This window comes from Herbaspirillum rubrisubalbicans (assembly GCF_003719195.1).
In the GTDB taxonomy this organism is placed as follows: Bacteria; Pseudomonadota; Gammaproteobacteria; order Burkholderiales; family Burkholderiaceae_D; genus Herbaspirillum; species Herbaspirillum rubrisubalbicans.
Window position 1 is genome coordinate 3431392 of the sequence record NZ_CP024996.1, and the last position, 24482, is coordinate 3455873.

Genomic DNA, 24482 nt, shown 5'->3' on the forward strand with positions numbered 1-24482 from the left:
CACGATTGAATTGTTAAGGGATCAATTCGGTTACGCGGTTACGTTCCGATATTCATGGATATCTCCCTCGAAAACAGATCCGCATTCTTCGGGCGAAAAATATCGCCTCACGCGAAACACGTCCTCGCCACCGTCGGGAAATTTAAGGGGAATGGAAATAATGCGAAACCAACACCAAAGGGCAGTTTGATGGCCCGGGGAACCCAGGCCGGCAATGCCTGGATTGTGCGACGCATCAGAGAAAATGAAGGTTTACGCCAATGGATTGCGCGGCATGGCGCAGTGGAAGGCGAGAGGGGGAATTCTTGTAAAAAGATTGAAATGAAGTATTTCAATCAAAAGAATATTGCAATCATTCAAAAGTATGGCGCATTTTCTTTTTGATATTGAATCAATTTCTCGACAAATATCGAGATGTTTTTTATATGAAGAGAAAACCAAGAAGTCGCCCTGGGGCCCTCCCGCGCCATGTCATTCGTCGCGGCAGTACGATGCGCGGCGCATCTCAGTCTCAGGGCGATGGACTGATGGATTCAGACCTTCGGCGCCCCGTCAACGGCGCGCAGCAGCAGCCAAACTGGCACGCCCCATCTCCCCCGCATTGGCCAGCAAGCGCAGCCGCGCCGAGCGCCAGTCCGAGAGCGAACGGATACGTTCCAGCTCGGCATCGTTCAAGGCCGATTGCGCATTGAGCATCTCGACGATATCGGCTGCGCCCACATCGTATTTGCGCCGCACCGAGTCCACCGCGCGCTGCGCCACTTCCAGCAAGCTGCGCGAAGAGGCCAGACTGCGCAAGGCCGTGGTGGCCTCGGCATAGGTGATGGCCAGGTCGCCCAGCACCTGGGCCTGGACATCCCGCAGCTCGGCCTCGCGCTGTTCGACCTGGGCGTGCGCGCCATCGACCTTGTAGTTGCGGGCAAAGCCTTCGAACACCGGAATGTTCAGATTCAGGCCCACCACCGTCTCGCGATCGCCCCGATTGCCGCCGCCCTGGTTGGGACGGCCATTGACGAAACGGCTGGCGCTCATGTCCAGGGTGGGCAAGCCTTCGGAGCGGGCCACCTTCACTTTTTCGCGGGCCGCTTCCACCTGGGCTCGCGCGGCCAGGATGGCGGGATGATATTGCCTGGCCGATTGCAGCCAGGCCGGCAGGTTCTGCTCCAGCCCCAGCGGATCTTCCTCGACCTCGGAGGACAGAGTGAGCGCAGGAACATCCTCGGACTCGCCCAACAGACCCAGGCCAACGGCCAGCGCCACCAGCGCGCGCTTGTGCTGGCCGATGGCACGCGCCAGTTCCAGTTCGGCGCGGGCCACGAAGGTGCGCGCCTGCAAGGTCTCCGGCAAGGCGCCGACGCCGCGCTGCTCACGCTTGATAGCCGTCTCCAGCACCTGGCGCGCCAGTGCCAGACTGCGCTCGCGCGCCTGCTGCGCGGCGCGCGCGCTGTGCGCGTCGTAGTACAGCCCGACCGCGTTGGCCATGGCCTTCTGCAAGGCTGCATCCTGGCTGGCCAAGGCCGCTTGCAGCAAGACATCGGCGGCACGCTGGTTGGCTGTGCGACCGCCGAAGTCGAGCAGGCGCCAGGTCAGCGTGGCATAGAGCGTACCGATGGAGCGCTTGCTGCTGCCCTGGGTCGAACTGCTGTTGTCGCGATATTGACTGGCGCCGGCCGAGAGGCTGGGCAGATAGGCGGCCCGCGCTTCACCGAGCTGGGCCGCCTGCAGTTTGATGGCGGCCCAACTGGCCTGGACCTGCGGCTGGTAGCACAGCGCCAGATCCACTGCATCGGCCAGGTTCAATACCTTGTCCGGCCGGAAGGACGTGCTCTGGCAGACCAGCATCTGGTCGTCCCCCGGTAAGAGCTTGCCCTTGTCCAGTTCGGGCGGGCGCGCCAGCAAGGGGTCGAAGCGTTGCGGCTCGGCGCCCTGGGCCGGGGCTGACGTGGTCGCCACCAGCACTGCGAGCAATCCCGGCGTGCTCAGTGCGATGGCGGCCAGCAGCTTGCGGGAGACGGCATCAACGTTCATGCAGGGCCTCCTTCTGATGGCGCAGCAGGGGCGACAAGGCATATTCGATCACACGCCGGCTACCGGTTCTGATGCCGACATTGACCGCCAACCCGGCCGTCAGCGGCAGCAGCCGGCCATCCACGCCCAGGGTGTGGCGCGAGAGCAGGATGCGGGTGGAATAGACCAGGCCTTTCTTTTCATCCTGGATGGCGTCACGCGAGACCTGCACCACCCGGCCCGCCACGGTACCGTACTTGGTGTAGTCGAAGGCATCCACCTTCACTTCCACTTCCTGGCCGACCTCGACGAAACCCACGTCCTTGTTGTCCAGCCAGGCCTCGACTTCGATCTCGCCATCCTCCGGCACGATCTGCATGAGCGGCTGGGCCGCCGGCACCACGCCACCGATGGTGTGGACATTGAGCTGCTGTACCGTGCCGGAAACTGGCGCCCTCAGGTGCAGCAGCTTGCTGCGCTCTTGGGCACGGCGCTGGTCCTGCTGCGCAGCTTCGATGATCTTCTCGGCTTCGAGGCGGCTGTCGTGGGCTTCCTTCTGGGTCTGCGCCAGCAAGGCAGCGCGCTGGTTGCGGGCATCCGTCAGTTGGCCTTGCAAGTCCACCCTGGCTTGCTCCTTTTCCAGCCAGGCATGACGCGACACGGTATGGTCGGCCATCAGTTCCTGGTAGTCGGTGGCGCGCTGGCTGGCCAGGCGCAGCGCCTTGGTGTAGCGCACGATCTCATCATCGAAGCGATCCAGTCGGGCGCGAAAGTCCTGGTACTGCCCCTGCAACTGACGCCGCACCGATTCCCATTGCGCCAGGCTCACATCGGCTACGTCTTGCAGTTCCGGTGCGCGCAACTGCTGCACCGCCTGCATCATGGCCGCGGCGCGCGCGGCCTGCAATCGCGCCTGGGCCACGGCATCGGCGGCCTTGTCGCGCTCGGCATCGCTGCTGCTGGCATCGAGTTCCAGCAAGACCTGGCCGGCCTGCACAAATTGCCCCTCGCGCACCAGGATGGCCCGCACGCTGGCCACTTCCACCGAGGCGATGGTCTTGGTGCGCGCCGAGGGAATGACCTTGCCATTGGCGCTGACGACGATGTCGATCTGACCGATCAGCGACCAGGCCAGCGCCAGCAGCACCATCGCTACCAGCAGCCGCGCCGTCCAGCGCAGGCTGGGCGAATCAGGCGCTTCCTGCAGCGACAGCGCAGCCGGCAGGAACTCGGCTTCCTGCTGGTTGAAGAAACCCTCGGGTTGCAGGTGGCGATCGCGCCAGGCCTGCAGGAAGCGACGCCGGTAACGTAGCAACAAGGCCATCCAGGCCTGGGAACGATGATGCAAGCTCATGATTTCCCCCCTTGAGCGGCTGCCGGCTGGCCCGCCTGCAGCGCGTGCAGATGCGCGTAGATACCACCGCGCAGGCGCAGCAGTTCTTCATGGCGACCACTTTCGACCACGTTGCCACGCTCCATGACCAGGATGCGGTCGGCTTGGCGCACCGCCGTCAAGCGATGGGCGATGATGAGCACGGTGCGACCGGCGCAGATCTGGCGCATGTTGTCCTGGATGATTTTTTCGGATTCATAGTCCAGGGCGCTGGTGGCTTCGTCGAAGATCAGAATGCCCGGATTGGTGATGAGTGCGCGGGCGATGGCGATGCGCTGGCGCTGGCCACCGGAGAGCCCGCAGCCCTGCTCGCCCACCAGGGTGTCGTATCCCTCGGGCAGCTCGCAGATGAAATCATGGGCGCCGGCCAGCTTGGCTGCGGCAATGACTTCTTCGATGGGTGCGGCTGGATCGACCAGGGCGATGTTGTCGCGAATGGAGCGCGAGAACAGCGTATTTTCCTGCAGCACCACACCGATCTGCTGGCGCAGCGAGGCGGTATCGATGATGGCGATATCCTGCCCGTCGACGCTGATGCGCCCGCTCTCGCACACGTAGAGCCGCTGCACCAGCTTGGCCAGGGTGCTCTTGCCGGAACCGGAGCGACCGACGATGCCGATCACCTCGCCCGGCTGGATCTGCAGCGACAGTGCGCGAATGACCTCGGGTGCTTCGGGACGATAGCGGAAATTCACCCGCTCAAAGGCAATCGCCCCGCTCACCCGCGGCAAGCGCGTGCGTTGACCAGCCACCTCGCTGCGGGCATCGAGCACATCGGCCAGTCGACTCATGGAAATGCCGACCTGCTGGAAATCGTTCCACAATTGCGCCAGCCGCAGGATCGGTGCGGCCACCTGCCCGGCCAGCATGTTGAAGGCCACCAGCTCGCCCACCGAGAGCTGGTTGTCCACCACCTGCATGGCTCCCATCCACATGATGCCCACCCCCACCAGCTTGCTGACCAGGCCCACGCTGCCGCTGGCCAACAGGCTGATGTTGGTGGTGGTCAGGCCCGCCGCCACATAGCCGGCCAGTTGCTGGTCCCACTTCTTCTGCCAGTGCGGCTCCACTGCCATGGCCTTGACGGTATCCATGCCGGTCAGGGTCTCGACCAGGAAGGACTGGTTCTCGGCGCTCTTGTTGAACTTGTCGTTGAGGCGCGAGCGCAGCATGGGTGTGAAGATCAGCGACAGCAGCAGATAGACCGGGATGGAAGCCAGCACGATCAGGCTCAAGGGAACGCTGTACCAAAGCATCACCGCCAGGAAGATGAAGGAAAACACCAAATCCAGCACCAGCGTCATGGCATTGCTGGTGAGGAAGCTGCGGATGTTTTCCAGCTCGCGCACGCGGGCAATCGAATCGCCCGCACGGCGCACCTGGAAGTAGGCCAGCGGCAGGCTCAACAGATGGGAAAACAGGCGCGCGCCCAGTTCGACGTCGATCTTGCTGCTGGCCTTGGCGAAGATGGCGGTACGAATGCCGGCCAGCAGCGCTTCGAACAGCGTCGCCGCAATCAGGCCGACGGCGATCACGTTCAAGGTCATCATGGCGTGATTGACCAATACCTTGTCCATCACCACCTGGAAGAACAAGGGCGTCACCAGTCCGATGATCTGCAGCACCAGCGAGATCAGCAAGACCTCGCCCAGCACCTTGCGGTACTTGACCACGGCCGGGATGAACCAGCTGAAGTCAAAGCGCGCCGACTCTCCTGAGTAGGTGGCCTGGCTGGTCACCAGGATCACCTGGCCACACCAGAAGGCGGTAAATTCATCCCGCGACATCACCTGCGGCGGCTGCCCCGGCTGCTGGATCAGGATGCGCACAGGGGCATTGTCCTGGCCGGTTGCCACATCGAGCTTGGCCAGCACGAAAAAGCGCCCGGCATGATCGATGCCGATGGCCGGCAAGGGTGTGTGTTCCAGCCGCCCGGGCCGCTGGCGGATGCAACGGGCCTTCATGCCCAGCGTTCGTGCGCCCAGCAGGATGGTCTGTACGTCGAAGGGCTGGCGGCCGAAGCGATGCTGCAATTGCTGGGCATCGGCGGCGATGCCATGCAGCCTGGCCAACATGATCAGGCATAGCAGGCCACTGTCGGTCCCGGTCTGATCGGGATCATTGTCGGTCTGGTTCATGGTTTTCTGTAGGGTGTGATGCGTCGATGGTCGGAGGCGCCCGAGGTATGAGAGGCGGCGCTCGTAGGCCGATGGGGCGGATGCCGCAAGCCAGCGTCCGCCCGCTGCTACGTGACCTTAGTGGGTCACGGTCAGCAAGACCTTGCCGGCGCTGGTCTGGCCGCTGGTCCACTCGGTCTGTAAGGCCGCAGGCGGCGCGAAGCTGGCCATGGCCTGCACCAGTTGCTCCACATCGCTGTCGTAGAGGGTGGCACCGTCAGCGGTCTTGATGCGCTCGACATGATGGTCGGTGCCACTCTTGCCGCCCACGTACCAGTCCTTGACGGTCACGCGGTCGCTGCTGCCCAGCACGTCGATCTGCAGATCCTGGCCGGCCTGGCTGAACCAGAGATTGGTCTGCTTGGCGTCCTTGAACTGCAGCACGTCCTGGTTGCCGCGGGTGGTGTCGTTGTCGATGATCTGGTCGCGCCCATCGCCGCGGGTGAAGACGTAGGTATCGTTGCCGGCGCCACCGATCAAGGTGTCGTCACCGCGGCCGCCGGTGAGGATGTTGTTGCCGCGGTTTCCCGTGAGGACATTGTCCAGCGCATTGCCGGTGGCATCGATGTTCTCGTTGCGGATCTTGATCGGGTCCAGGGTGTAGACCATGTTGGCGCCGTAGGCGTCGGCTACCTTGCGCATGTCGTCAGCCGACAGGTAGCGGTTGGCATCTGCAGTCTGGCCGCGTCCTGAGTCGGCGATATAGAAGCCGAGCACGTCACCGCCGCTGGCATCGCACGCCACTCCGGTGACGGTAACCACGTGGTTGAGGACACCGCCCTGGACATAATCTGGATCGTCCCACAGCTTGCCTGCGTTGACGGCGATGAGGACCCCACGGCCATCCTTGAGCAAGCCGGCCAGCTTGGCCTGATCGTAGCCATAGCTGCAGTCGGAGGGCAGACCGAAGCTCTTGAGCAGGTTCATCTGATCGTACTGATTGCAGCCCCCGCGCGTCTCATCGGTGGCGGCCTGCGTACGACACCAGCCATTGGCGATGGCGCGCTTGACCACATCGGCCTCGGTCTCCTGCAGGCCCGACATGATGCAGATGTTGGCCACGCTGGTCTCGCCACAGGTGCCCTTGTAACCGGGCACCTCGTCACCCTGCGAATAGTCCAGGTCATAGTTGTGCGGGAACCCGTACACCAGTGCCGCCTTGCCGTTGATGGTCTGGGCTTGGGCGCTGGTGCTATCCATCAGGCTCAGATTTTCCAGGTTGTCACCCAGGGTATAGCTGATCTTGGACTGGACGCTATCGATGCCTTCGCCGGCCTGTTCTACCACCTTGTCGCCGATGTCATCGACCACATAGGTATCGTTGCCCTTGCCACCGATCAAGGTGTCGGCACCCTGGCCGCCGTCGAGCAGGTTGTCCTGGCTGTTGCCGGTGATCAGGTTGTTAAGGGTATTGCCGCTGCCGTTGAAGTTGCCGCCTTCGGCCAAGTGCAGGTCTTCGACGTGGGTAGCAAGGGTAAGACTGCAAGAAGCAACAACCGTGTCGTGGCCTTCATTGGCGTTTTCGACCACGGTGTCGCCGCTACAGTCGACCAGATAGGTGTCATCGCCCTTGCCGCCTTCCAGGTAGTCGTTGCCGCTGCCACCGTCGAGCAAATCATTGCCCACGCTGCCATAGAGCGAGTCGTTGCCGGCCCCGCCATAGATCAGGTCGTCACCCCCGATATCGTTGGTCGCGGCGGCATAGGCGCGCATGTAGTCGCCATAGAGGACGTCATCGCCATCGCCGCCCTGCAGCACATCGTTACCGGCGCCGCCGTAGAGACGGTCATTACCCGCCTCGCCATCGAGCTTGTCGTCGCCCTCCTCGCCATAGAGGCTGTCGTTGCCGATGCCACCCCATAGCTGGTCGTTGCCCAGTCCGCCGGAGATACTGTCATTGCCGGCGCCACCGACGATCTGGTCATCATCGGTCTGGCCCGGTTCCAGCCCCTTGGTCACGCCGGCTTTCAGGTCATTACCGTACAGGTCGTCATCGCCATCGCCACCCCAGATGCGGTCATTGCCCAGACCGGCAAAAATGCGGTCGGCGCCGGCGCCACCCGAGAGGAGATCGTTACCTTCTGCGCCTACCAACTGGTCGTCGCCGTTCTCACCATAAAGCTGGTCATCCCCTTCCTTTCCCCACAGGAGATCCTTGCCGTCGCCACCCCAGAGGATGTCGTCCCCCTTGCTGCCATTGATCACATCGTCACCGCCGCCACCGGCCAATTGTCTGAAGGGCCCGGCCTGGACGTTGACGTTGTAGTTGGAGGTGCCGAGGTTGGGATCGAGCAGGTCATTGCCATCGGTGCCGATCAGGCAGCCCGGCTGGCTGTTGAGCGCCTTGATCTGGTTGGGGGCGAAGTTGATCGTGCGGCCGCCGTTGAGATGAAAAGCGTTGTCGTCGTCGCGCAGGCTGCGGAAATGGCTGTCCGGGATGGCTGGCTCCTCCGGTGCCGGCACATAGACTGCAGCGGGCGGCGCGACGTAGAGCGACGGTGCCGCCACAGGAGGGGCACTCACAGGCGAACTGGTCGGCGTCACCGCAGGGGAGACGGCGGGAGCAACGGCAGGCACAGGAGCAGCAGTGGGAGCAGGCTTGGGTGGGACAACGGGCGTCACGGCAGGCGCCGGCTTCGGTACCGGCACCGAAGCGAAGCCCGGCACGTCCTTGGATGGCACCAGCGAAGACACCGGCACCGGTACGCAATCCGACAAGGTGATTTGCACGTCAGGTGGAAAGGCCTCGGCCAGCGGCACCAGGTCGGTGGTCCAGCAGGGCGCCTGGTACGGAGTGGGGGATGGGCAGGATGTCGCAGGCGCTGAGGGTGTCGACGGTGGACAGGGCACAGGCTGCGGCGGCGCGGCAGCAACCGCAGGCGTGAGGCTCGGCAGTGCCGGCAATATCGGCTGCGGACCAGGCGTGACTGTCGCCGAGGATGCCGACGCGGCAGCCGATGGCGCGCTGGAGAGTAACTGCAGCACGCCCTGATCCATGGGTGCAAGGACATCCACGCGCGCAGCTTGCTCGCTCACGGTGGCGGCAAGCAAGTCTTGTGCTGCGGTGTGCTGGCTCACGACCGCCTGGGATAGCTGGGCGGCATCGGCGAGGTCGGCGGAGCGACTGGCCATCACCAGCGGCGGCTGCGGGGCCGGCCCGCTCCCGGCCTCGGTGCGCTGCGGGTGCGAGCGCTGTGCCTGGTCGCGTCGCTGGCTACGTGCATGGTGCGAAGGTGCCAGACTGCTGGCCCTGCCCTCGGCCAGGGAGTACTTGCCGCCGTCAAAGGCATCGGTGGACGTGATGCCATCCACTGCCACGGCTGACGTGCTGGTCACGCGGGTGGTGCTGGTCACGCTGGCTGCATCGGCCTTGCGTGTGCTGCTTGACGATGTGGTCCTGGCCGAAGGCGCAGAGGCCAGCGCAGTCATTCGATTGGGGGCAATGGTGATGGTCATGAACTTTTCCCTGAGCAGTGTGAGTCGTTGGCAATGACACGGATCGGGCTTGTTCTTGGGCCATCGTGACGTCCTCCTGGCGCTGGCATCGCCTGCTGAAGAACATTGGCCTCACCTCGAATTTATTTGTGTCAAAACTCGTAAAATTTCTTCCCGATGCCATTCAACCCAAGCTTGCGGACGCCGACAATCGCACCTAGGTGCTGGCTGGCGCACGCGGGGAATTGCTTTACAGAACATCTATTTGCTTGATGATGTGAACTATTCTTCAGCAATGAGTGGCTGTGCACGCATCACTGTGGCAAGTGCCTGAAAATGATTTATATGAATAATCATGCATAGCAATGGCTCCCGAAAAGACTTTCGTCCTGGCTGGGTGAATAGATTTTCCGCAACACGATCACCACTGGGCGATCACTGCCCTACCCGACGCCACGGCCTAGCACAGATAGGCCTCCCACCGCAATGCTCCCGAATCCCTATGTGACGAATAGCCCTTGTGGTTTATCGTGCATTTCAGTAGATTGGCGGAAAAAACGATAGTCCGAGAGACGCTCACGAAGGCGCTCCGAGACAACGGAGACGGAAAACCATACCTGCCTGCCCCTCGCCTCCGTGGACCTGGTCCGCGGTGTCGATGCGCGTCTGCTTGTCGTTTCCACGTGTTTTTTCAGGGTCAGCCTGCTGCACCGGTCGCCATCGACTGGCGCGGAATTTGCATGGATTTACCCAGAACATAAGGAGCCCGCGCCATGTCTTGCGACGATTTTTCGGTCCACGCCGTGCAGTTCTCGGACGTGGATGAACAAGCCAGTATGCTCACCGGATGGGAGCAGGAGTACCAGCAATTGGGCAGTGGCCGTTTCGTCGGCGCACTGGCCATGGTGCAGACCGAGGAATTCTGTTTCATCCGGGAAAGCACCAATACCGCCCTGCACGAACGCATCGTGCCGCCGCCCGATCAATTGGTGATCGGTTTGTGCAATACCGAGCAGTGCGGCCACCTGCTCAATGGCCGGCCACTCACACAAGACCAGTTGGTGGTGCTTGACGGCAGTCGCGCCCATCACATCCGCACCACCGGCCCCATCGAACTGGTGGGCATGTCGGTGCAGCGCGATCTGTTCCTGTCGCAACTGCATGAGCAGGACGAAGCCAGCGTGCGCAAGTGGCTGGACCTGTCGGTACTGCAACTGGACGCGGCCACGGCCGGCATGTTGCGGCATTACTTCTCGGTGGTCTTCGAACTGCTCGACGCTCCCAGCGGCAAGGCGGCGCGTCCGATCAGCCCACGCGCGCTGGCCTCTACCGCCATCAGCAACGTCGCCCTGGCGTTGTCGTTGAACCACGGCAGCCATGAACTGGAATCGACCCTGCCGTCACGCCAGCGGCGCGAACGCATCGTGCAGAACGCCATCGATTACATGCGCCTTCATGCGGGCGAGGAAATCGGCATCCTCGACGTCTGCCGTGCCACCCACGTGAGCCGCCGCACCCTGCAATACTGTTTCGAAGAGCGGCTGGATATCTCGCCGCTGCAATACCTCAAGGCCCTGCGCCTGAATGCCGCACACCGCGAGATCAAGCGCCGCACCGACCAGGATCGGAGCCACGACCGCCAGGCCACCATCGGCAACCTGGCGGCCCTGTGCGGCTTCAATCATCCCAGCCGCTTCGCCTCCGAATACAAGAAGATGTTCGGCGTGCTACCTTCGGAGACGGTGCTCAAGGCGGTCGCCGAACCTTGACACCAGGGTGCTGGACGCATTGGTATCATCCGTTACCATCTGCAAATGCACCAGCGGCTTGCTCGCCTGAACGATTACAGGGCACAGGCTTATCCGGTTTTGGCAAAAGCGTGCGGTTGCTGCGACGTTCACCTGCTGTTTCCCCGCCTTCTTTCATTGCGCTGGCCATCCCGTTTGGCGGGAACCGCCCGGCGTTTTCATCAAATACGAGCTTAAGCCCCCATAAATTCGACCAATTGGTCGATTTATATCGTTTTGGTCAACGATCTCCTCTTCGCCGCGGGAGAAATTTCCTGCACCTCCCCTCCTCTCCTAGATGACTTGCAGCGAGCCGCGAACGTCCTCACGCCCTACAAGCCCCCCCCTGAAAACCCCTAAAGAATGGGGGAAATTACGTATCGTGCTTCATTTTTGATCACCCCACGCACGGACAGGGACCGTGGTTTGCTAAAAGTGGCTAACAGTTGCAAGGTCGCCCCTTCTAAATTCTCTTTCGTCCACTGTTCTGAAAACAAGACCTATCAAGGACAACGCCAGAAGCGGGGCGACCTGAACCTGTTGCATCTGTTCCCGGGCCAGAATGGGGCGCTCTACGTGGCCGCCGAGCAAGGCGTGCTGTACCGTTCCACGGATGGTGGCCAGCAGTGGAGCGCGCTGTCTACCGGCAGCAAGGCCTCGCTGTGGAGCGGCGTGGTCACGGCCTCCGGTGTCATCGTGGTGGGTGGATTGGGCGGCAAGCTGCTGCGCAGCGACGATGGTGGGCAGCACTGGCAAGCGATCGATTCGCCCACCAGCGGCTCCATCACGGCGCTGCGCAGCCAAGGCAATGAGGTAGTGGCCAGTTCACTCTCCGGCGCCCTGCTGGTGAGCGAAGATGAGGGACGCCATTGGCGCATCAAGGCCAGCGCGCGCGATGCGCTGACCACGCTGGAATTGCAGGATGGACGCGCCGAGCGGCCGCTGGCCTATGGCAAAGGGGGGCAGGCCAAGCTGGAGGCGAAAGCCAGCCAATAGCACGCGTTTGACCAGTCCCATGCAAAAGAGGATATCCGCGGATATCCTCTTTTTTCGTACAGGTCCGTGCGATTTACTTCTTCAGGCTGATCACCTGCGGCTGGGTCACGCCCTTCAAGCCTTCATTGCCAAACTCCAGCCCCCAGCCCGAGCGCTTGTTGCCACCGAAGGGCACCATGGGATGCACCATGCCGTGCTGGTTGACCCACACCGTGCCGGCCTGCAAGCGTGTGGCCACCTGCGCTGCACGCTGGGCGTCACGGCTCCACACCGACGCTCCCAGCCCAACATCGAGCCGGTTGGCATTGGCGATGGCTTCGTCCAGCGTGCTATAGCGGATGATGGGCAACACCGGGCCGAACTGTTCCTCGTCCACCAGGCGTGCGCCATCGCGGATGTCGGTCACCAGCGTGAGCGGATAGAAATTGCCCGGCCCTTCCGGCAAGACGCCGCCACAGACGATGGTGGCACCCTCTTGCCGCGCACTGTCCACCAGCGCGGCCACCTTCTTCAATTGCATGGAATTCTGCACCGGCCCCATGGCGATGCCCGGCTGCAGGCCGTCGCCCATGGGCGTAGCGGCGATGATGGCCTTGAGTTCGGCAACGATCTGGTCGTGCAGCGCATCGGGCACATAGAGCCGCTTGGCACAGGCGCAGGTCTGGCCCATGTTGAGGAAAGCGCCCCAGAACAGACCCGGCGCAATCGCCTTGGGATCGGCATCGTCCAGCACGATGGCCGCATCGTTGCCGCCCAGTTCCATGGTGGTCGGTGTGAGATTGCGTGCGGCGGCAGCGACGATGCGCGCCCCGGTGGCCCCGGAGCCGGTGAACATGATCTTGTTGACGTCGCTATGTTCCACCAGCATGGCGCCCACGCTGCCATCGCCGCTGACGGTATTGAGCACGCCCGGCGGCAAGGCCTGGGCGATCACGCGGGCCAGTTCCAGGCCGCAGACGCTGGTGTATTCCGAGGGTTTCAGCACCACGGTATTGCCGGCATAGATGGCCGGGATCACCTGCCAGATGGAGATCATCAGCGGCCAGTTCCAAGGCGCGATGGCGGCAATCACGCCATAGGGCTTGCGGTGCAGTTCATCGCGCCGGGTCTCATCCTCGAACACCACTTCGCTGGCCAGTTCCAGGCTGGCGGTGGCGCGCGTCCAGGCTTCACAGCCCCACAGCTCGAAGCGCGAGCCGGGCACCTGGTCCGGTCCCACGCCCCCCAGCGGACGGCCCTGTTCCAGCGTCACCAGGGTAGCCAGGCGTTCGGCATTGGCGGCGATGGCATCGGCCACCCGATGCAGGTGTTCACGCCGCTGCTGCAGGCTTTGTGCGGCCCAGGCGGCTTGCGCCCGGCGCGCTGCCGCCACGGCGGCGGCCACTTCGCTCGCATCGGATTGGGGAAAACGGCCCATCACCTGGCCGTTGGCAGGGTTATGGGAATCCAGCAGGCGGCTGCCTGGGTGCAACTGACCGCCGATGATGTTGGATGCGATGTGCTCGATATGCATGGAGTCTCCTGGTGAAAAAGACCGCCGTGCGAACGTCGCAGGCGGTCGAGGTTTGGCCGATGGAAACAGCCTTATTTTTTCTTGTTCAAGCCCAGGGTCGGGGTCTCATCGAAGAAGTTCCAGGGCTTCAACAGTACATGGACCCATTCGGTGGGCATGATGGGCCACTCTTCGGCGCGCGCCACGTGGGTGGTGCCGGTGGTCAGCCAGACCACGTCGTCGTGGTTGACGATGGACTGGTTGTCCTTGATGAAGGCCCCCAGGCCGGTATCTTCATGCGAGCGGTTCGGATACTTGCCTTCGGGGAAGCGCTGTTGCGGATCGTAGCGGGTCACCCACAACTGGCGGTCCATGAAGCTCAGGCGCTTGTTGAGCCATTCGTCCTGCGAGAAATTGGCGCCCTTGGCAATCGGATGCGTGCCGCCTGCATAGGGAATGAGCTGGTAAGACACCGGATTGCCGACCTTGTTGAACTTGTTGGGATTGCTCAACAGACGGATGGTGGAGGCATCGAACTTCTGCGCCGCCTGCTGCTCAGTGTCGGGGGTGCGCTGCACGGTCTGCATGGTGCTGTTGCGCGGGCCGCCACGGGTGTTGGGCAAGACCACCGGATCGACTTCGATGAGCGAATTGTTTTCGCCATCGATGTCCAGGTCGAGGCGGAAGTTGTAGATGTGCTGGTGCGTGGTGCCGACGATGTTGTGGTCGATCAGAGTGCCGTAGCGGGTATCCTCGGCAGCGCTGGCGTCGCGCATGGTGGAAGACTTCACGCCCTTGACCGCCTCGATGCCGGTGGCGCCGGCATTGATGCCGATGGTGCCGTTTTCGGCAAAGACCCAGTCGAAGATGTAGTCATAGTTGCCCACCGTGCTGATCCAGCGGATCACCAGTTCGCGCCGCTCCACCGAGAGATTGGGCTGACCATATTCCTGGTGCTTGAATTCGGGGCCGGCATAGCGTTCGAACACGCCAATGGCGCGCGGGATGGTGCGCGGCTTGCCGCTGGTGTCAGCCAGGGTGGCATCGAGCAGCACGACGTTGTCGGGCGCGTCCTTGCCGCGTTCGATGGGCGAAGTCAGGGTGCCCATGCCGTATTCGCCGGAGTCCAGGTAAGCCTTGAAGTACCAACCCACGTCAGGGTCGCCATAGGGCACGATCATGCCGCCCAGCGAACCTTCGTACATGATCTGGCGTTTCTTGCCATGGTCGTTATAGGTCACGGTAGAGAACATCAGTCCCACGCGCGAATCCAGCTTGAAATGCATCTCCCAGTTGCGCCAGCGCAGGGTGTTGCCGGTAATGGTGTAGTTCTTGCCCTCGGGCTCGCTGATGTCCAGCGGCTTGGGCGGCGGCACCAGGGCGCGGCCGCTGCCATCGTAGCCGGTGGGCTTCATCGGCACCGGGATGACGCCATGGTCTTCGATCTTGATGACCTTCTTCTGCACCAGGTCAACCACCGCCACCAGGTTCTCGATGGGATGCGCCCAGTAGTTACCATCACCCACGTCCAGGTAGCTGACCACCTTGAGCAGGCGACCGTCTTCCTGCAAGGCATCCTTGCCGCCGAAGTAACCCACCGTCAAGGGCGTGGCCACCACCTTCTTGATGTCGGTGATGACGCGCTTGGCGAGGGCCTGGGCATATTCCGGGCTGGCTTCCATGGCGTTCTGCACCGTGGCGAAATCATCCACCAGCACCATGCCATGCACGCCGGCCTTGGGTTCCCAACGCTCCACGGTGCGTCGCTTGAGATCGACCGTCCCTTCGATGACCTTGCTGCCATCGAGCACGGTGAAGTCGGCACGACGCTCAAAGACCTGCTTGCGATCACCCAGGGCGAATTTCCAGACCTGTTCCTTGGGCGGCTCGGCCAGGGTGATTTCGGTGAAACGGTAATTGGGCTGGAAATGTCCGCTGGCCTTGAGCACGGCAACCGTCTCATTGATTTCGTCGGCACTCAAGGGGTTCAACGGATGCGGCACGGCCTCGATCTGGAAGGTCTTGTCCAGGCTGGGGGCAAATACGGTATTGATGAATTCGTCGGAGACATAAGGCTGACCGCCCTTCATCACCAGCGGCACCGGCAAGGCCACGCTCTGGCCATTGACCAGGGCGGTCTTGGCCTGCGGCTTGACGCGCACGGTCACGCTGTTGCGGGTGATGGTCCACAACCCCGCATAGTCATCCCAGCGCACCGTGGCACCGAAATCTTCCATGGTCTTCTTCAGCGGCAACATATGAGCCGCCGCGCCGTGGGCGGCAACTGGGGGGGCCACCAGCAAGACGGAGGACAGGCCGGCAGCGGCCAGTGCAGAAAGCAGGCAAGAACGAAGGAGTGGTTTCATGATCGGCGAACGAGGCGATTGAGAATGGTTGTGCGACCGATTATTGCGTGGCCGCCGAGCAGGGGCGTAGCCCGTTTTGGCAAATTTGAAGCGGCAAAAATGGGGCTGCCGCAAGCACCGCAAGTGCCCGCTTGCCGAAACTGGATAGTGCGCCATGGCGCACGCCGCTCCCCCTTCGCCCAGGCCGCTGTCCACTGCCATTTGCGCCCTGCGTGTTTACTGAAGAGCGCCGCCAAGCGTCGTCAATGCGCATTGCCGAAACTGGACAGGGAGCCGGAGAAGAATCCCAAATGTCCATAAACTAGACGAAACTGTCCAGTTTTCAAAAACCGTCTACCTCGTGCCACGCGCCACCGCCGATATCACTCCACCCTCCCCCCCCAGCCGTGCAGGCCAGGAGACAAGCGCGCATCGATTAGGCTCGACTGATGGACTCAGAACTTGTGACGCACGCCGATACGCAAAACGTTCTGGCTGCTGTCATCGGCTGGTGCCGACGAATAGGCCGCGCTGATGACGCCCGGATTGATCACCGCGCTGGCGGCCTGGCGGCTGGCCATGGCATACACATCGGTGCGCTTGCTGAGGAAGTAATCCACGCCCAGATTGAACTGGGTGGTATGGCCACGGGTGGCGCCGCTGCCGCTGCGGGCCAGGTCGGCGCGATCATGGATGACGCTGGCCAACAGGTGCAGCTTGGCATCGAGCGCGTAATCCACCCCGACATCAAACACATTGGCGCGGGTAGCGCTGGTGATGGCGACCAGGCCGGTGGCAGCCAAGGGCTGCTGGGTCGGGCGACGTACCTGCGACCAGGCCGCAAACAGCTTGGCCGGACCGGCCTGGTAGCTGGCACCGAGAGTGAAGGTCTTCAGATCGCTATCCCCGGCGTGCGCCGGCAAGGCGTCGGCAGCCAGCTTGCTCTGGTAGTAGGCGGCACCGATGCCGGCGTTGCCGTTGCGGTAGTTGGCGCCGACACCGAAGGCTTGACCGGCAGAAGTCTGACCGGCCACTTCACCGAAACCATAGAACAGACTGCCCATGAAGCCATTCACCTCGGCCGTATCGAAGCGCAACGAATTGCTGGTGCGCGCGCCGGTGAGGCGATCCAGGCTATTGAAGTGGCCGGCACGTACGCCGCCGCCACCGAAGATCTGGAAGGAGCTGTATTGCAGGCCGATCTCTTCCAGGTAGTCGGTCTGGCGACCGAGGGTGAGCGTGCCGTAGCGCCCGCTCAAGCCCACCACCGACTTGCGGTCGAACAGCGTACCGGGCGTACTCATGGCGCCATCGTCGGCGGCAAAACCATTTTCCAGTTGGAACACGGCAGCCAGGCCGCCACCCAGCTCTTCCTTGCCGCGCACGCCGATGCGCGAGGCCATGGCATCGCCCGAATCGAGGCTCATGCGGCTGCTGTTATTGGGGCCGACCTTGTTGGTATAGACCAGGCTCATGTCGATGACACCGTAGACGGTGACGCTGGAACTCTGTGCATAGGCCAGACCGGTCAATTGGGTCAGGCCGAGCGCGGTAAGGGTGAAAGCGAGTTTTTTCATGGAGAATGTGGTCAAGGATGGCATGGTGCAGAAAACGTCAAATCGTCGTGCGCGCTTTCTGCCGGTGATGGAGAGGGATCGCAATTGCCCGATCCAGGGAGAGGGCATGGTAGAAGCCAGGCTGCCGACCTGCAATTACCTCTTGGGATAGTGCCGCGTCGGCGACTACCGAGACGACTGCGAGTGGCGCAATGCACTGGCCGCGTGCCATACTTGTGCCGGCCTGCCGATGGCTTTTGCGCCAGAGCAGGCAAGTTGGGTAAACTCTGTTGCTGTCACCACGTCAATTCCTGCTTGCCTTGACTACCACCGCCACCTTCCGCCTCGCCCCGTCCAGCCCACCGGTGCTGCACGTGGAAGGCGACTGGACCCTGTCCAACTTCCGTAGCCTGTCGCGCCAGATCGCGCAGCAGCGGCCAGCCATCGGCGACGATCTGGTGTTGACGTTTTCTGCACTGAGCGCTTTCGATACCGTGGGTGCCAAGCTGCTGGTGGATTTGCTGGGGGTGCCGATGGCCCTGCGCCAGACCGGCGAAGACAGCAATCTGCCACGCGCCTGGCGCGGCCTGCTGGCCACCGTGGCCGACGCCAAGGCCATCGCCATGCCCAAGGCCGCCGCACCACGCCAGGCCTGGATCACCGACATGCTCGAGCGCGCCGGCATAGCCACCCTCAACCTGCGCGGATGTACGCGCGACCTGCTGGGCTTTACCGGACTATGCCTGCAAACCCTGGCCAGTTCGTTCTGGCGCCCCTCGCGCTGGCGCTTCACGGCCGTGGTGGCACAGGTGGAACAGACCGGGCTGGATGCGGTACCCATCGTTTCGCTGCTCACCTTCATGGTGGGGGCGGTGGTAGCCTTCCTGGGGGCCACCGTGCTGGCCGACTTCGGCGCCAGCCTCTATACGGTGGACCTGGTGGCCTTCTCCTTCCTGCGCGAATTCGCCGTGCTGCTGACCGCGATCCTGATGGCCGGGCGCACCGCCAGTTCCTTTACGGCGCAGATCGGCTCGATGAAGGCCAATGAAGAAATCGATGCCATCCGCGCCCTCGGTCTGGACCCGGTCAACCTGCTGGTGCTGCCGCGCCTCCTGGCCCTGCTGGTGTCGATGCCGCTGCTGACCTTCATCGGCATGATGTCGGGTCTGCTGGGCGGGGCCATGGTGTGTGCGCTATCGCTGGACATCAGCCCGACCATGTTCCTGTCGCTGGTGCAGCAGGACGTGGGGATACGCCACTTCGTGCTGGGCATGGTCAAGGCACCGCTGTTTGCCTTCGTGATCGCCCTCATCGGTTGCAACGAAGGCTTCAAGGTCAGCGGCAGCGCCCAGTCGGTGGGCGAACACACCACCTCCAGCGTGGTGCAGTCGATCTTCGTGGTGATCCTGCTCGATGCGCTGGCGGCCCTGTTCTTCATGGAGATGGGATGGTGAACGCAAACGCCACCAATCACACCAACAACACCAACAACACCGACAGCACCGTCGACAACATCATTGACGTGCGCGGCCTGCGTAACCAGTTCGGCGCACAGGTGGTGCACGACCAGTTGGCGTTGCAGGTGCGACGCGGTGAAATCCTGGGCGTGGTGGGCGGCTCCGGCACCGGCAAGTCGGTCCTGCTGCGCAGTATCGTCGGCTTGCAGCGCCCGGCTGCCGGGCAGGTGAAAGTGTTCGGGCAAGACCTCTCGGCCTTGTCCAACGAAGTGCGCTCGCGTTATGAGCGACGCTTCGGCGTGCTGTTCCAGCAGGGCGCGCTGTTCTCTTCCTTGACCGTACTGGAAAACATCGCCCTGCCCCTGACCGAATACGGCGGCCTCAATGCCGAGGAAGCGCGTGGCGTGTCGGCCATGAAGCTGGCCTTGGCGGGCCTGCCCATTGCTGCTGGCGACAAGTATCCGGCCGCGCTCTCGGGCGGCATGATCAAACGCGCCGCGCTGGCCCGCGCCCTGGCGCTGGACCCGGACATCCTGTTCCTGGACGAACCCACGGCCGGCCTGGACCCCATCAGCGCCGCCGCCTTCGACCGCCTGATCCTGACCCTGCGCGATGCGCTGGGGCTGACCGTATTCCTGGTCACGCACGACCTCGATACCCTCTACGCCATCTGCGACCGCGTCGCGGTGCTCTCGGCCAAGCGCGTGCTGGTGGCCGACCACATCGAAGCGGTCGCCGCCTACGATGATGCGTGGATCCAGCAATATTTCCAGGGCCCGCGTGGACGGGCCGCCAGCATGGCCGCACTGCGCGCGGCGGCCAGCACAACGCAGCAAGGAAAACCCTAATGGAAACACGTGCCCATCATGTCCTCATTGGACTGTTCACCATCCTGGTCGCCGGGGCGGCCCTGGCGTTCTGCCTGTGGCTGACCAAGGTCGGCCAGGACCGCGATGTCGATTACTACACGGTGATCTTCAACGAAGCCGTCAGCGGCCTCTCGCGCGGCAGCCCGGTACAGTACAGCGGCATCAAGGTAGGCGACGTGGTCGGTTTGAGCCTGGACCCGGCCGATCCGCGCAAGGTGCGCGCACGCATCCGCGTGGTCGGTCGCGCACCGATCAAGGAAGATACCGGCGCCAAGCTGGCCTTGGCCGGCATCACCGGCACGGCGCTGATCCAGCTCACCAATGGTTCGCCGCAGAGCCCGCGTCTGGTCTCCAAGGATGGCAGCGACCCCATCATCATTGCCTCGCCCTCGCCGCTGACCGCGCTGCTCACCAATGGCGAGGACTTGCTGACCAACGTCAATGAAGTGTTGATCAATGCCAAGCTGTTCCTGGCCCCGGAGAATGCGCGGCGCCTGAACCAGACGCTGGCACACCTGGAGCAGTTGACCGATACCCTGGCCGCCCAGCGCGGCAATGTCGGTGCCACCATGCAGGAGCTGGCTGCGGCCGCCCACCAGGCCAACCTGGCCATGCAATCGGCTAACCAGTTGCTGGGCACGCGCGGCAATGAAGCCATGGGCAATCTGCAAAAAGCCATGAGTTCGCTGGCCGCCAGCAGCCAGCAGATCGAAACGCTGATCAAGCAAAACCAGGCTGCCCTCAACAACGGCGCCCAGGGCGTGGCCGAGATCGGCCCCGCCATTAGCGAACTGCGCGGTACGCTGGCCTCGGTTCGGGCCATCACCCGCAAGCTGGAAAACGATCCCGGCGCCTACCTGCTGGGTCAAGACAATCTCCAGGAATTCAAACCATGACTAGCCCGTTCTTGCGCCCCCTTCTCCGTACCGCGCTCTTGGCCAGCAGCCTGGCGCTGACGGCCTGCTCGATCCTGCCCAAGGCCGATCCGCTGGCGGTATATCGTCTGCCGACACCGGCCACCACCAGCGCTGCCGTCGCCGCGGCCGGCAGCGCCTACCGTTCGCTGCGCATTGTCGCGCCCACGGCCAATCGCAGCATCGACAGCGAACGCATCCTGGTGCTGCCCGAAGGCGACGTGGTGAAATCCTACGCCGGGGTGCGCTGGAGCGACCCCGCCCCGCAACTGCTGCGCGACCGCCTGCTGGATGCCTTCCAGGCCGATGGCCGCTTCCCGCGCCTGTCCGGCGACAATGCCAACATCGCCGCCGAGGTCGAACTCAATGGCGCATTGAACGCGTTCCAGACTGAATATCGCCAGGGCGTGCCGACCGTGGTCATCATCTATGAAGCCCGCCTGGTCGACACCATCAGCCGCCAGCAACTGGCGGCGCGGCGTTTTGTCGTGGTGCAGCCGGTGGCTGGCAGCCAGGTGCCGGAAGTGGTCACGGCCTTCGGCAGCGCCAGCCAGCGGCTGGCCAACGAGGTGGTGGCCTGGGTCGCTACGGTCAGATAAACGATTTGCGCCCGCGCGCCATTATCCGAACGTAGCATGGGCAGGGGCGTCGCGCTGTGGCAGGCTGGGCGGTATTTTTCTTGCCGAGCGCAGACGGGAACCTCATGGACAAGTTGCAAGCGATGGAAACCTTCGTCGCCGTGGTCGAAAGTGGCAGTTTCGTCGCCGCCGTCGATATCACCGGCCAGTCCAAACCTGCGGTCTCGCGCCAGGTGTCGGAGTTGGAACAGTTCCTCGGCATTCGCCTGCTCCACCGCACCACGCGGCGCCTCTCGCTCACCGATGAAGGCCGCCTCTACTTTGCCCGCTGCAAGGAATTGCTGGAATCCATCCAGGATGTGGAAAGCGAAGTCGGCCTCAATTCGGACCAGGCTTGTGGTCGCTTGCGCATTGGCGTACCGCAGGATTTCGGGGTCGAACAACTGGCGCCGCTGTGGGGCAAGTTCACCCAACAACATCCCCAGATCACGCTCAACATCACCCTCTCGGATCGCACCATCGACCTGCTCGAAGAAGGTTTCGACATGGCCATCCGCATCAGCACCCTGGGTGACAGCCGCATGGTGGCCCGCCCGCTGGCCCCGGTCAGGATGATCGCCTGCGCTTCACCGGAGTTCCTGGCGCGGCATGGTACGCCGACCACGCCAGCCGAGCTGCGCGAATTTCCCTTCATTTCCTATAGCTATCGCGCCAATGGCGATGAGTGGAGCTTCAAGCACCTCCATGGCGATACCTGCCAGGTGCGCGTGCGTTCCACCGTCTACGTCAACAATGGCGCCACCTGCCGCGCCATGGCCATCGCCGGCCAGGGCATTGCGATCCAGCCCGACTTCATCGTCAATGCCGCCATCCAGGCCGGCCAGTTGGTGGAACTGTTCGAAGGCTGGAGCACCGGTGAGCAACTGGTGGTGCACACGCTCTACCCGACCCGCACCCATCTGCCGCCCAAGGTGCAAAGAATGCGCGACTTCCTGGTGGAACAATTCAAGGTGCCACCTTGGTGCCCCAGGCCGTGAGGCACTGGCGTCAGCTCCCTATCCAGCGCAGGAACCAGGGCAAGGCCAGCGGCACCATGACCGCAGTGAAGACGCCATTGAGCCCCATCCCCAGCCCGGCAAACGCGCCCATCTCGGCACTGACCTGCAAGGCCCGTGCCGTACCGATGCCGTGCGACGCCACGCCCAACGCAAAGCCGCGCACCGGATGGCTGTCGATGCGCAGGACATTGAGCACGTAGCGCGCCAGCACCGCCCCCAGGATGCCGGTGCAGATCACCAGCACGGCGGTCAGCGAAGGCAAGCCGCCGAAGCGTTCCGAGATGGCCATGGCAATCGGCGTGGTGGCCGACTTGGGCGCCAGCGACACCACGATGGTGCGCGAGGCGCCCATGGCATAGGCGATCCCCACGGCCGAGACCACCGCCGTGATGGACCCGGCCGCCAGCCCCAGCATCAGCGGCAGGGCCGCGCGTCGGAAGTTGTGCCACTGCTTGTAGAGCGGCATGGCCAGCGCCACCGTGGCCGGACCCAGCATGAAGTGGACGAACTGTGCGCCTTCGAAATAGGTCTGGTAGGGGGTATGCGTGATGGCCAGGATGCTGACCACGATGGCAATGGCGATCAACACCGGATTGGCCAGCGGATTGAAACCCAAGCGCCGATACAGCCACAGCGCTACCAGATAGGCCACCAGCGTGGTGGTCAAGCCCAGCAGCGGCGAGGCGGCCAGGTAGACCCAGACATCGGTCAGACGCGCCAGGCCGTGCATCAGCGCGACTCCTCATCGGTGCGCGCCTGGCGTGCGCTGGAAAAGCGCCTCATCGCCGCATTGGTCACCAGCGCCCCCACGGCAATGGCCAGCACGGTGCTCACCACCAATGCCACCACGATGGCCGGCAGATCGCCCTTGAGCTGCCCGGCCGCGGCGATCACCCCCACCCCGGCCGGCACGAACAGCAAGGACAGGTGCTGCAGGATGCTCCAGGAAGCGGGCTCCATCATCTGCGCCAGGCGCGGTGAGGCGAGGAAGGCCATCAACAGCAGCAACATGCCGATCACCGGGCCGGGAATGGGCAGGCCCAGCAACTGGGTGGCACCTTCGCCCAGGCATTGGAAGACCAGCAGGAGAGCAAGTGCGGTGAGGTTCATGGTGGGCTTTCGAGGACCCGCGCCACCACCGCCGAAGTCAGCTCTTGCGCGAGCAGGCGGGGCACATCGCCAGTGCCGGCAGGCAAGGCAGGTGCAGGAACGGTCGCGGCAAACGCAGCTGGACGCATGGCAAGGGCGGTGATGGGGTGAAACAAAGCGGTAGCGCGCCAGTTTGCCACAAGCGCATGGCAATGCGAGGAAACGACGCAATGCTGCTGCAAATCAATATGTAAAGACCGCTGTTACATCTGCAAACGGATTTCCCATTGTGAGCCCATCGCGCAGGCCCGATCATGCCGCACATAAGTTATATAAAAAACAATGTTACCCTCACATGGATGTCGTCTACCTGCATAGTCCCATCACCTATTCCATCGCCCGGCAATTGCAGCGGGAGGGAGTACTGGTTACGCCCTTCTTGGTCTGCGGACGTGGCATGAGCTGGGATGGCCCGCACGTGCAGGTGACCGATGATGGCATCTGGAGCCCGCAACGCACCGCTGAATTCCTGCTCAAGCTGGCACAGGCGCTGCCCGATGATGGTCAACCCCTGCGCGTGTTCCTGCCCCATACCGGTTATCTGCTGGGTAAGCTGCTCAAGCTGGCTACCGCCGTCAGTACGCTGTGCTATCTGGAAGAAGGCAATACCTCCTGCAATCCAGCCCTGGCCCTGCCGACGCAGGATCAGGTCGTCGATGCCGCGCAACTGCTGCAATTGCTGCAAGCCCAGCCGCTGGTCATGCGCCGCCTGGGCCTGACGCCGCAGGCCATCCTGGCCGTCAATGAGGTGCCGGCGCTGTGGTTCGACGCCGCCAGCCCCAAGTATGGCGGCGCCTATCGGGTCTCGCCCCAGGCCTTTCCTACCCTGCCGCGGGTCAGCACGCTGACGCTGTCCCCTTCTCATGCGCTGCGCGAACCGGGTCGCAACTGGCTGTGCTTCCTGCCCAATATCATCAACATGGTGGCGCGCCACGGCGCCCAAAGCGAACAAGCCCAGAAGAATCTGCATGGGCTCATGATCGCCATGCTAACCATGCAGGCGTTGGTGAGTAGCCAGCACGCGCAACTGGTGGTGAAATTCCATCCGGTCGATGACGCCAACCTCAATCCCGCCTTCAAGCAGCAGTTCTATGGCTACGGCGTGAGCTACGCCAGCTTCGCGGCCCAGCAGGCCATCGATGGACAACTGGAACCGGCGCTGTTCGATTTTGCCCGCTTCATCGTCATCAACGAATCGGCAGCGAGCCGTTATGTGGAATTGTTCAAGGGACTGGACTTCCTGATTTCGCTCAATCTGTTCTAAGTCAA

The 24482-nt window shown here is 63.1% G+C and carries 18 protein-coding genes; 9 read left to right on the forward strand and 9 right to left on the reverse strand.

Translation table 11 applies throughout. The annotated features are described in order from the left end of the window. Window positions 1-54: 54 nt before the first annotated feature. Complete coding sequence (locus tag RC54_RS25325; RefSeq protein WP_156425852.1) at window positions 55-384, forward strand: hypothetical protein; 330 nt, start codon at window positions 55-57, stop codon at window positions 382-384. Between the two features lie 168 nt (window positions 385-552). Here RC54_RS25325 and RC54_RS15355 read toward each other — a convergent pair whose 3' ends face one another. The 4 genes from RC54_RS15355 to RC54_RS25895 all read right to left on the reverse strand — a co-directional run bounded on the left by RC54_RS15355 (window position 553) and on the right by RC54_RS25895 (window position 9033). Next, window positions 553-2028, reverse strand: a complete 1476-nt coding sequence (locus RC54_RS15355; RefSeq protein WP_061789714.1) for a TolC family protein — start codon at window positions 2026-2028, stop codon at window positions 553-555. Further along, window positions 2018-3361 carry an HlyD family type I secretion periplasmic adaptor subunit gene (locus RC54_RS15360; protein WP_061789713.1) on the reverse strand — a complete coding sequence of 448 codons (1344 nt, stop codon included), beginning with the start codon at window positions 3359-3361 and terminating at the stop codon, window positions 2018-2020. Before RC54_RS15360 ends, RC54_RS15355 begins: the two co-directional genes overlap by 11 nt. Next, a complete protein-coding gene (locus tag RC54_RS15365; protein ID WP_061789712.1) occupies window positions 3358-5538 on the reverse strand; it encodes a type I secretion system permease/ATPase in 2181 nt (726 codons plus the stop codon). Before RC54_RS15365 ends, RC54_RS15360 begins: the two co-directional genes overlap by 4 nt. 117 nt (window positions 5539-5655) lie before the next feature. After that, window positions 5656-9033, reverse strand: a complete 3378-nt coding sequence (locus RC54_RS25895) for a calcium-binding protein (protein ID WP_279635686.1) — start codon at window positions 9031-9033, stop codon at window positions 5656-5658. 752 nt (window positions 9034-9785) lie between these two features. On the opposite strand from RC54_RS25895, the gene RC54_RS15385 reads away from it, so the two are divergent. Both RC54_RS15385 and RC54_RS15390 read left to right on the forward strand, forming a co-directional pair. After that, window positions 9786-10781, forward strand: a complete 996-nt coding sequence (locus RC54_RS15385) for a helix-turn-helix domain-containing protein (RefSeq protein WP_061789710.1) — start codon at window positions 9786-9788, stop codon at window positions 10779-10781. A gap of 558 nt (window positions 10782-11339) precedes the next feature. After that, the gene (locus RC54_RS15390; RefSeq protein ID WP_244216353.1) at window positions 11340-11795 is read left to right on the forward strand and encodes a WD40/YVTN/BNR-like repeat-containing protein; all 456 of its coding nucleotides are present in this window, start codon (window positions 11340-11342) and stop codon (window positions 11793-11795) included. Window positions 11796-11868: 73 nt separating this feature from the next. Here RC54_RS15390 and RC54_RS15395 read toward each other — a convergent pair whose 3' ends face one another. The 3 genes from RC54_RS15395 to RC54_RS15405 all read right to left on the reverse strand — a co-directional run bounded on the left by RC54_RS15395 (window position 11869) and on the right by RC54_RS15405 (window position 17209). Then, window positions 11869-13308, reverse strand: coding sequence for an aldehyde dehydrogenase family protein (locus RC54_RS15395; protein WP_061789709.1), 1440 nt, complete (start codon window positions 13306-13308; stop codon window positions 11869-11871). Window positions 13309-13379: 71 nt separating this feature from the next. After that, entirely contained in the window at window positions 13380-15653 is a 2274-nt protein-coding gene (gene tynA, locus RC54_RS15400; RefSeq protein WP_082803121.1) for a primary-amine oxidase, read from the reverse strand. Between the two features lie 434 nt (window positions 15654-16087). Beyond that, complete coding sequence (locus tag RC54_RS15405; RefSeq protein ID WP_058895990.1) at window positions 16088-17209, reverse strand: porin; 1122 nt, start codon at window positions 17207-17209, stop codon at window positions 16088-16090. Window positions 17210-17508: 299 nt separating this feature from the next. Here RC54_RS15405 and RC54_RS15410 point away from each other — a divergent pair, with 299 nt between their 5' ends. From RC54_RS15410 to RC54_RS15430, 5 genes are all read left to right on the forward strand, one after another. Then, window positions 17509-18642, forward strand: a complete 1134-nt coding sequence (locus RC54_RS15410) for an MlaE family ABC transporter permease (protein ID WP_058897595.1) — start codon at window positions 17509-17511, stop codon at window positions 18640-18642. Continuing rightward, a complete protein-coding gene (locus tag RC54_RS15415; RefSeq protein ID WP_061789708.1) occupies window positions 18636-19493 on the forward strand; it encodes an ABC transporter ATP-binding protein in 858 nt (285 codons plus the stop codon). The genes RC54_RS15410 and RC54_RS15415 overlap by 7 nt, the downstream gene beginning before the upstream one ends. Beyond that, a complete protein-coding gene (locus tag RC54_RS15420; protein ID WP_061789707.1) occupies window positions 19493-20410 on the forward strand; it encodes an MlaD family protein in 918 nt (305 codons plus the stop codon). Before RC54_RS15415 ends, RC54_RS15420 begins: the two co-directional genes overlap by 1 nt. Next, the gene (locus RC54_RS15425; RefSeq protein ID WP_058895993.1) at window positions 20407-21027 is read left to right on the forward strand and encodes an ABC-type transport auxiliary lipoprotein family protein; all 621 of its coding nucleotides are present in this window, start codon (window positions 20407-20409) and stop codon (window positions 21025-21027) included. The genes RC54_RS15420 and RC54_RS15425 overlap by 4 nt, the downstream gene beginning before the upstream one ends. Window positions 21028-21131: 104 nt before the next feature. After that, the gene (locus RC54_RS15430; protein WP_058895994.1) at window positions 21132-22043 is read left to right on the forward strand and encodes a LysR family transcriptional regulator; all 912 of its coding nucleotides are present in this window, start codon (window positions 21132-21134) and stop codon (window positions 22041-22043) included. A gap of 10 nt (window positions 22044-22053) precedes the next feature. On the opposite strand, the gene RC54_RS15435 is transcribed toward RC54_RS15430, so the two are convergent. Together RC54_RS15435 and RC54_RS15440 are read right to left on the reverse strand one after the other, a co-directional pair. After that, window positions 22054-22794 carry an LrgB family protein gene (locus RC54_RS15435; RefSeq protein ID WP_017450168.1) on the reverse strand — a complete coding sequence of 247 codons (741 nt, stop codon included), beginning with the start codon at window positions 22792-22794 and terminating at the stop codon, window positions 22054-22056. Then, the gene (locus RC54_RS15440) at window positions 22794-23174 is read right to left on the reverse strand and encodes a CidA/LrgA family protein (protein WP_061789706.1); all 381 of its coding nucleotides are present in this window, start codon (window positions 23172-23174) and stop codon (window positions 22794-22796) included. Before RC54_RS15440 ends, RC54_RS15435 begins: the two co-directional genes overlap by 1 nt. Window positions 23175-23508: 334 nt before the next feature. On the opposite strand from RC54_RS15440, the gene RC54_RS15445 reads away from it, so the two are divergent. Next, window positions 23509-24477, forward strand: coding sequence for a hypothetical protein (locus RC54_RS15445; protein ID WP_244216354.1), 969 nt, complete (start codon window positions 23509-23511; stop codon window positions 24475-24477). The last annotated feature ends 5 nt before the right edge of the window (window positions 24478-24482 follow it).

Bases quoted from the DNA above. Each gene is read 5' to 3' on its own strand.
- RC54_RS25325 (WP_156425852.1), top strand. From the start codon at position 55: ATGGATATCTCCCTCGAAAACAGATCCGCATTCTTCGGGCGAAAAATA.
- RC54_RS15355 (WP_061789714.1), bottom strand. From the start codon at position 2,028: ATGAACGTTGATGCCGTCTCCCGCAAGCTGCTGGCCGCCATCGCACTG.
- RC54_RS15360 (WP_061789713.1), bottom strand. From the start codon at position 3,361: ATGAGCTTGCATCATCGTTCCCAGGCCTGGATGGCCTTGTTGCTACGT.
- RC54_RS15365 (WP_061789712.1), bottom strand. From the start codon at position 5,538: ATGAACCAGACCGACAATGATCCCGATCAGACCGGGACCGACAGTGGC.
- RC54_RS25895 (WP_279635686.1), bottom strand. From the start codon at position 9,033: ATGACCATCACCATTGCCCCCAATCGAATGACTGCGCTGGCCTCTGCG.
- RC54_RS15385 (WP_061789710.1), top strand. From the start codon at position 9,786: ATGTCTTGCGACGATTTTTCGGTCCACGCCGTGCAGTTCTCGGACGTG.
- RC54_RS15395 (WP_061789709.1), bottom strand. From the start codon at position 13,308: ATGCATATCGAGCACATCGCATCCAACATCATCGGCGGTCAGTTGCAC.
- tynA (WP_082803121.1), bottom strand. From the start codon at position 15,653: ATGAAACCACTCCTTCGTTCTTGCCTGCTTTCTGCACTGGCCGCTGCC.
- RC54_RS15405 (WP_058895990.1), bottom strand. From the start codon at position 17,209: ATGAAAAAACTCGCTTTCACCCTTACCGCGCTCGGCCTGACCCAATTG.
- RC54_RS15415 (WP_061789708.1), top strand. From the start codon at position 18,636: ATGGTGAACGCAAACGCCACCAATCACACCAACAACACCAACAACACC.
- RC54_RS15420 (WP_061789707.1), top strand. From the start codon at position 19,493: ATGGAAACACGTGCCCATCATGTCCTCATTGGACTGTTCACCATCCTG.
- RC54_RS15425 (WP_058895993.1), top strand. From the start codon at position 20,407: ATGACTAGCCCGTTCTTGCGCCCCCTTCTCCGTACCGCGCTCTTGGCC.
- RC54_RS15430 (WP_058895994.1), top strand. From the start codon at position 21,132: ATGGACAAGTTGCAAGCGATGGAAACCTTCGTCGCCGTGGTCGAAAGT.
- RC54_RS15435 (WP_017450168.1), bottom strand. From the start codon at position 22,794: ATGCACGGCCTGGCGCGTCTGACCGATGTCTGGGTCTACCTGGCCGCC.
- RC54_RS15440 (WP_061789706.1), bottom strand. From the start codon at position 23,174: ATGAACCTCACCGCACTTGCTCTCCTGCTGGTCTTCCAATGCCTGGGC.
- RC54_RS15445 (WP_244216354.1), top strand. From the start codon at position 23,509: ATGGATGTCGTCTACCTGCATAGTCCCATCACCTATTCCATCGCCCGG.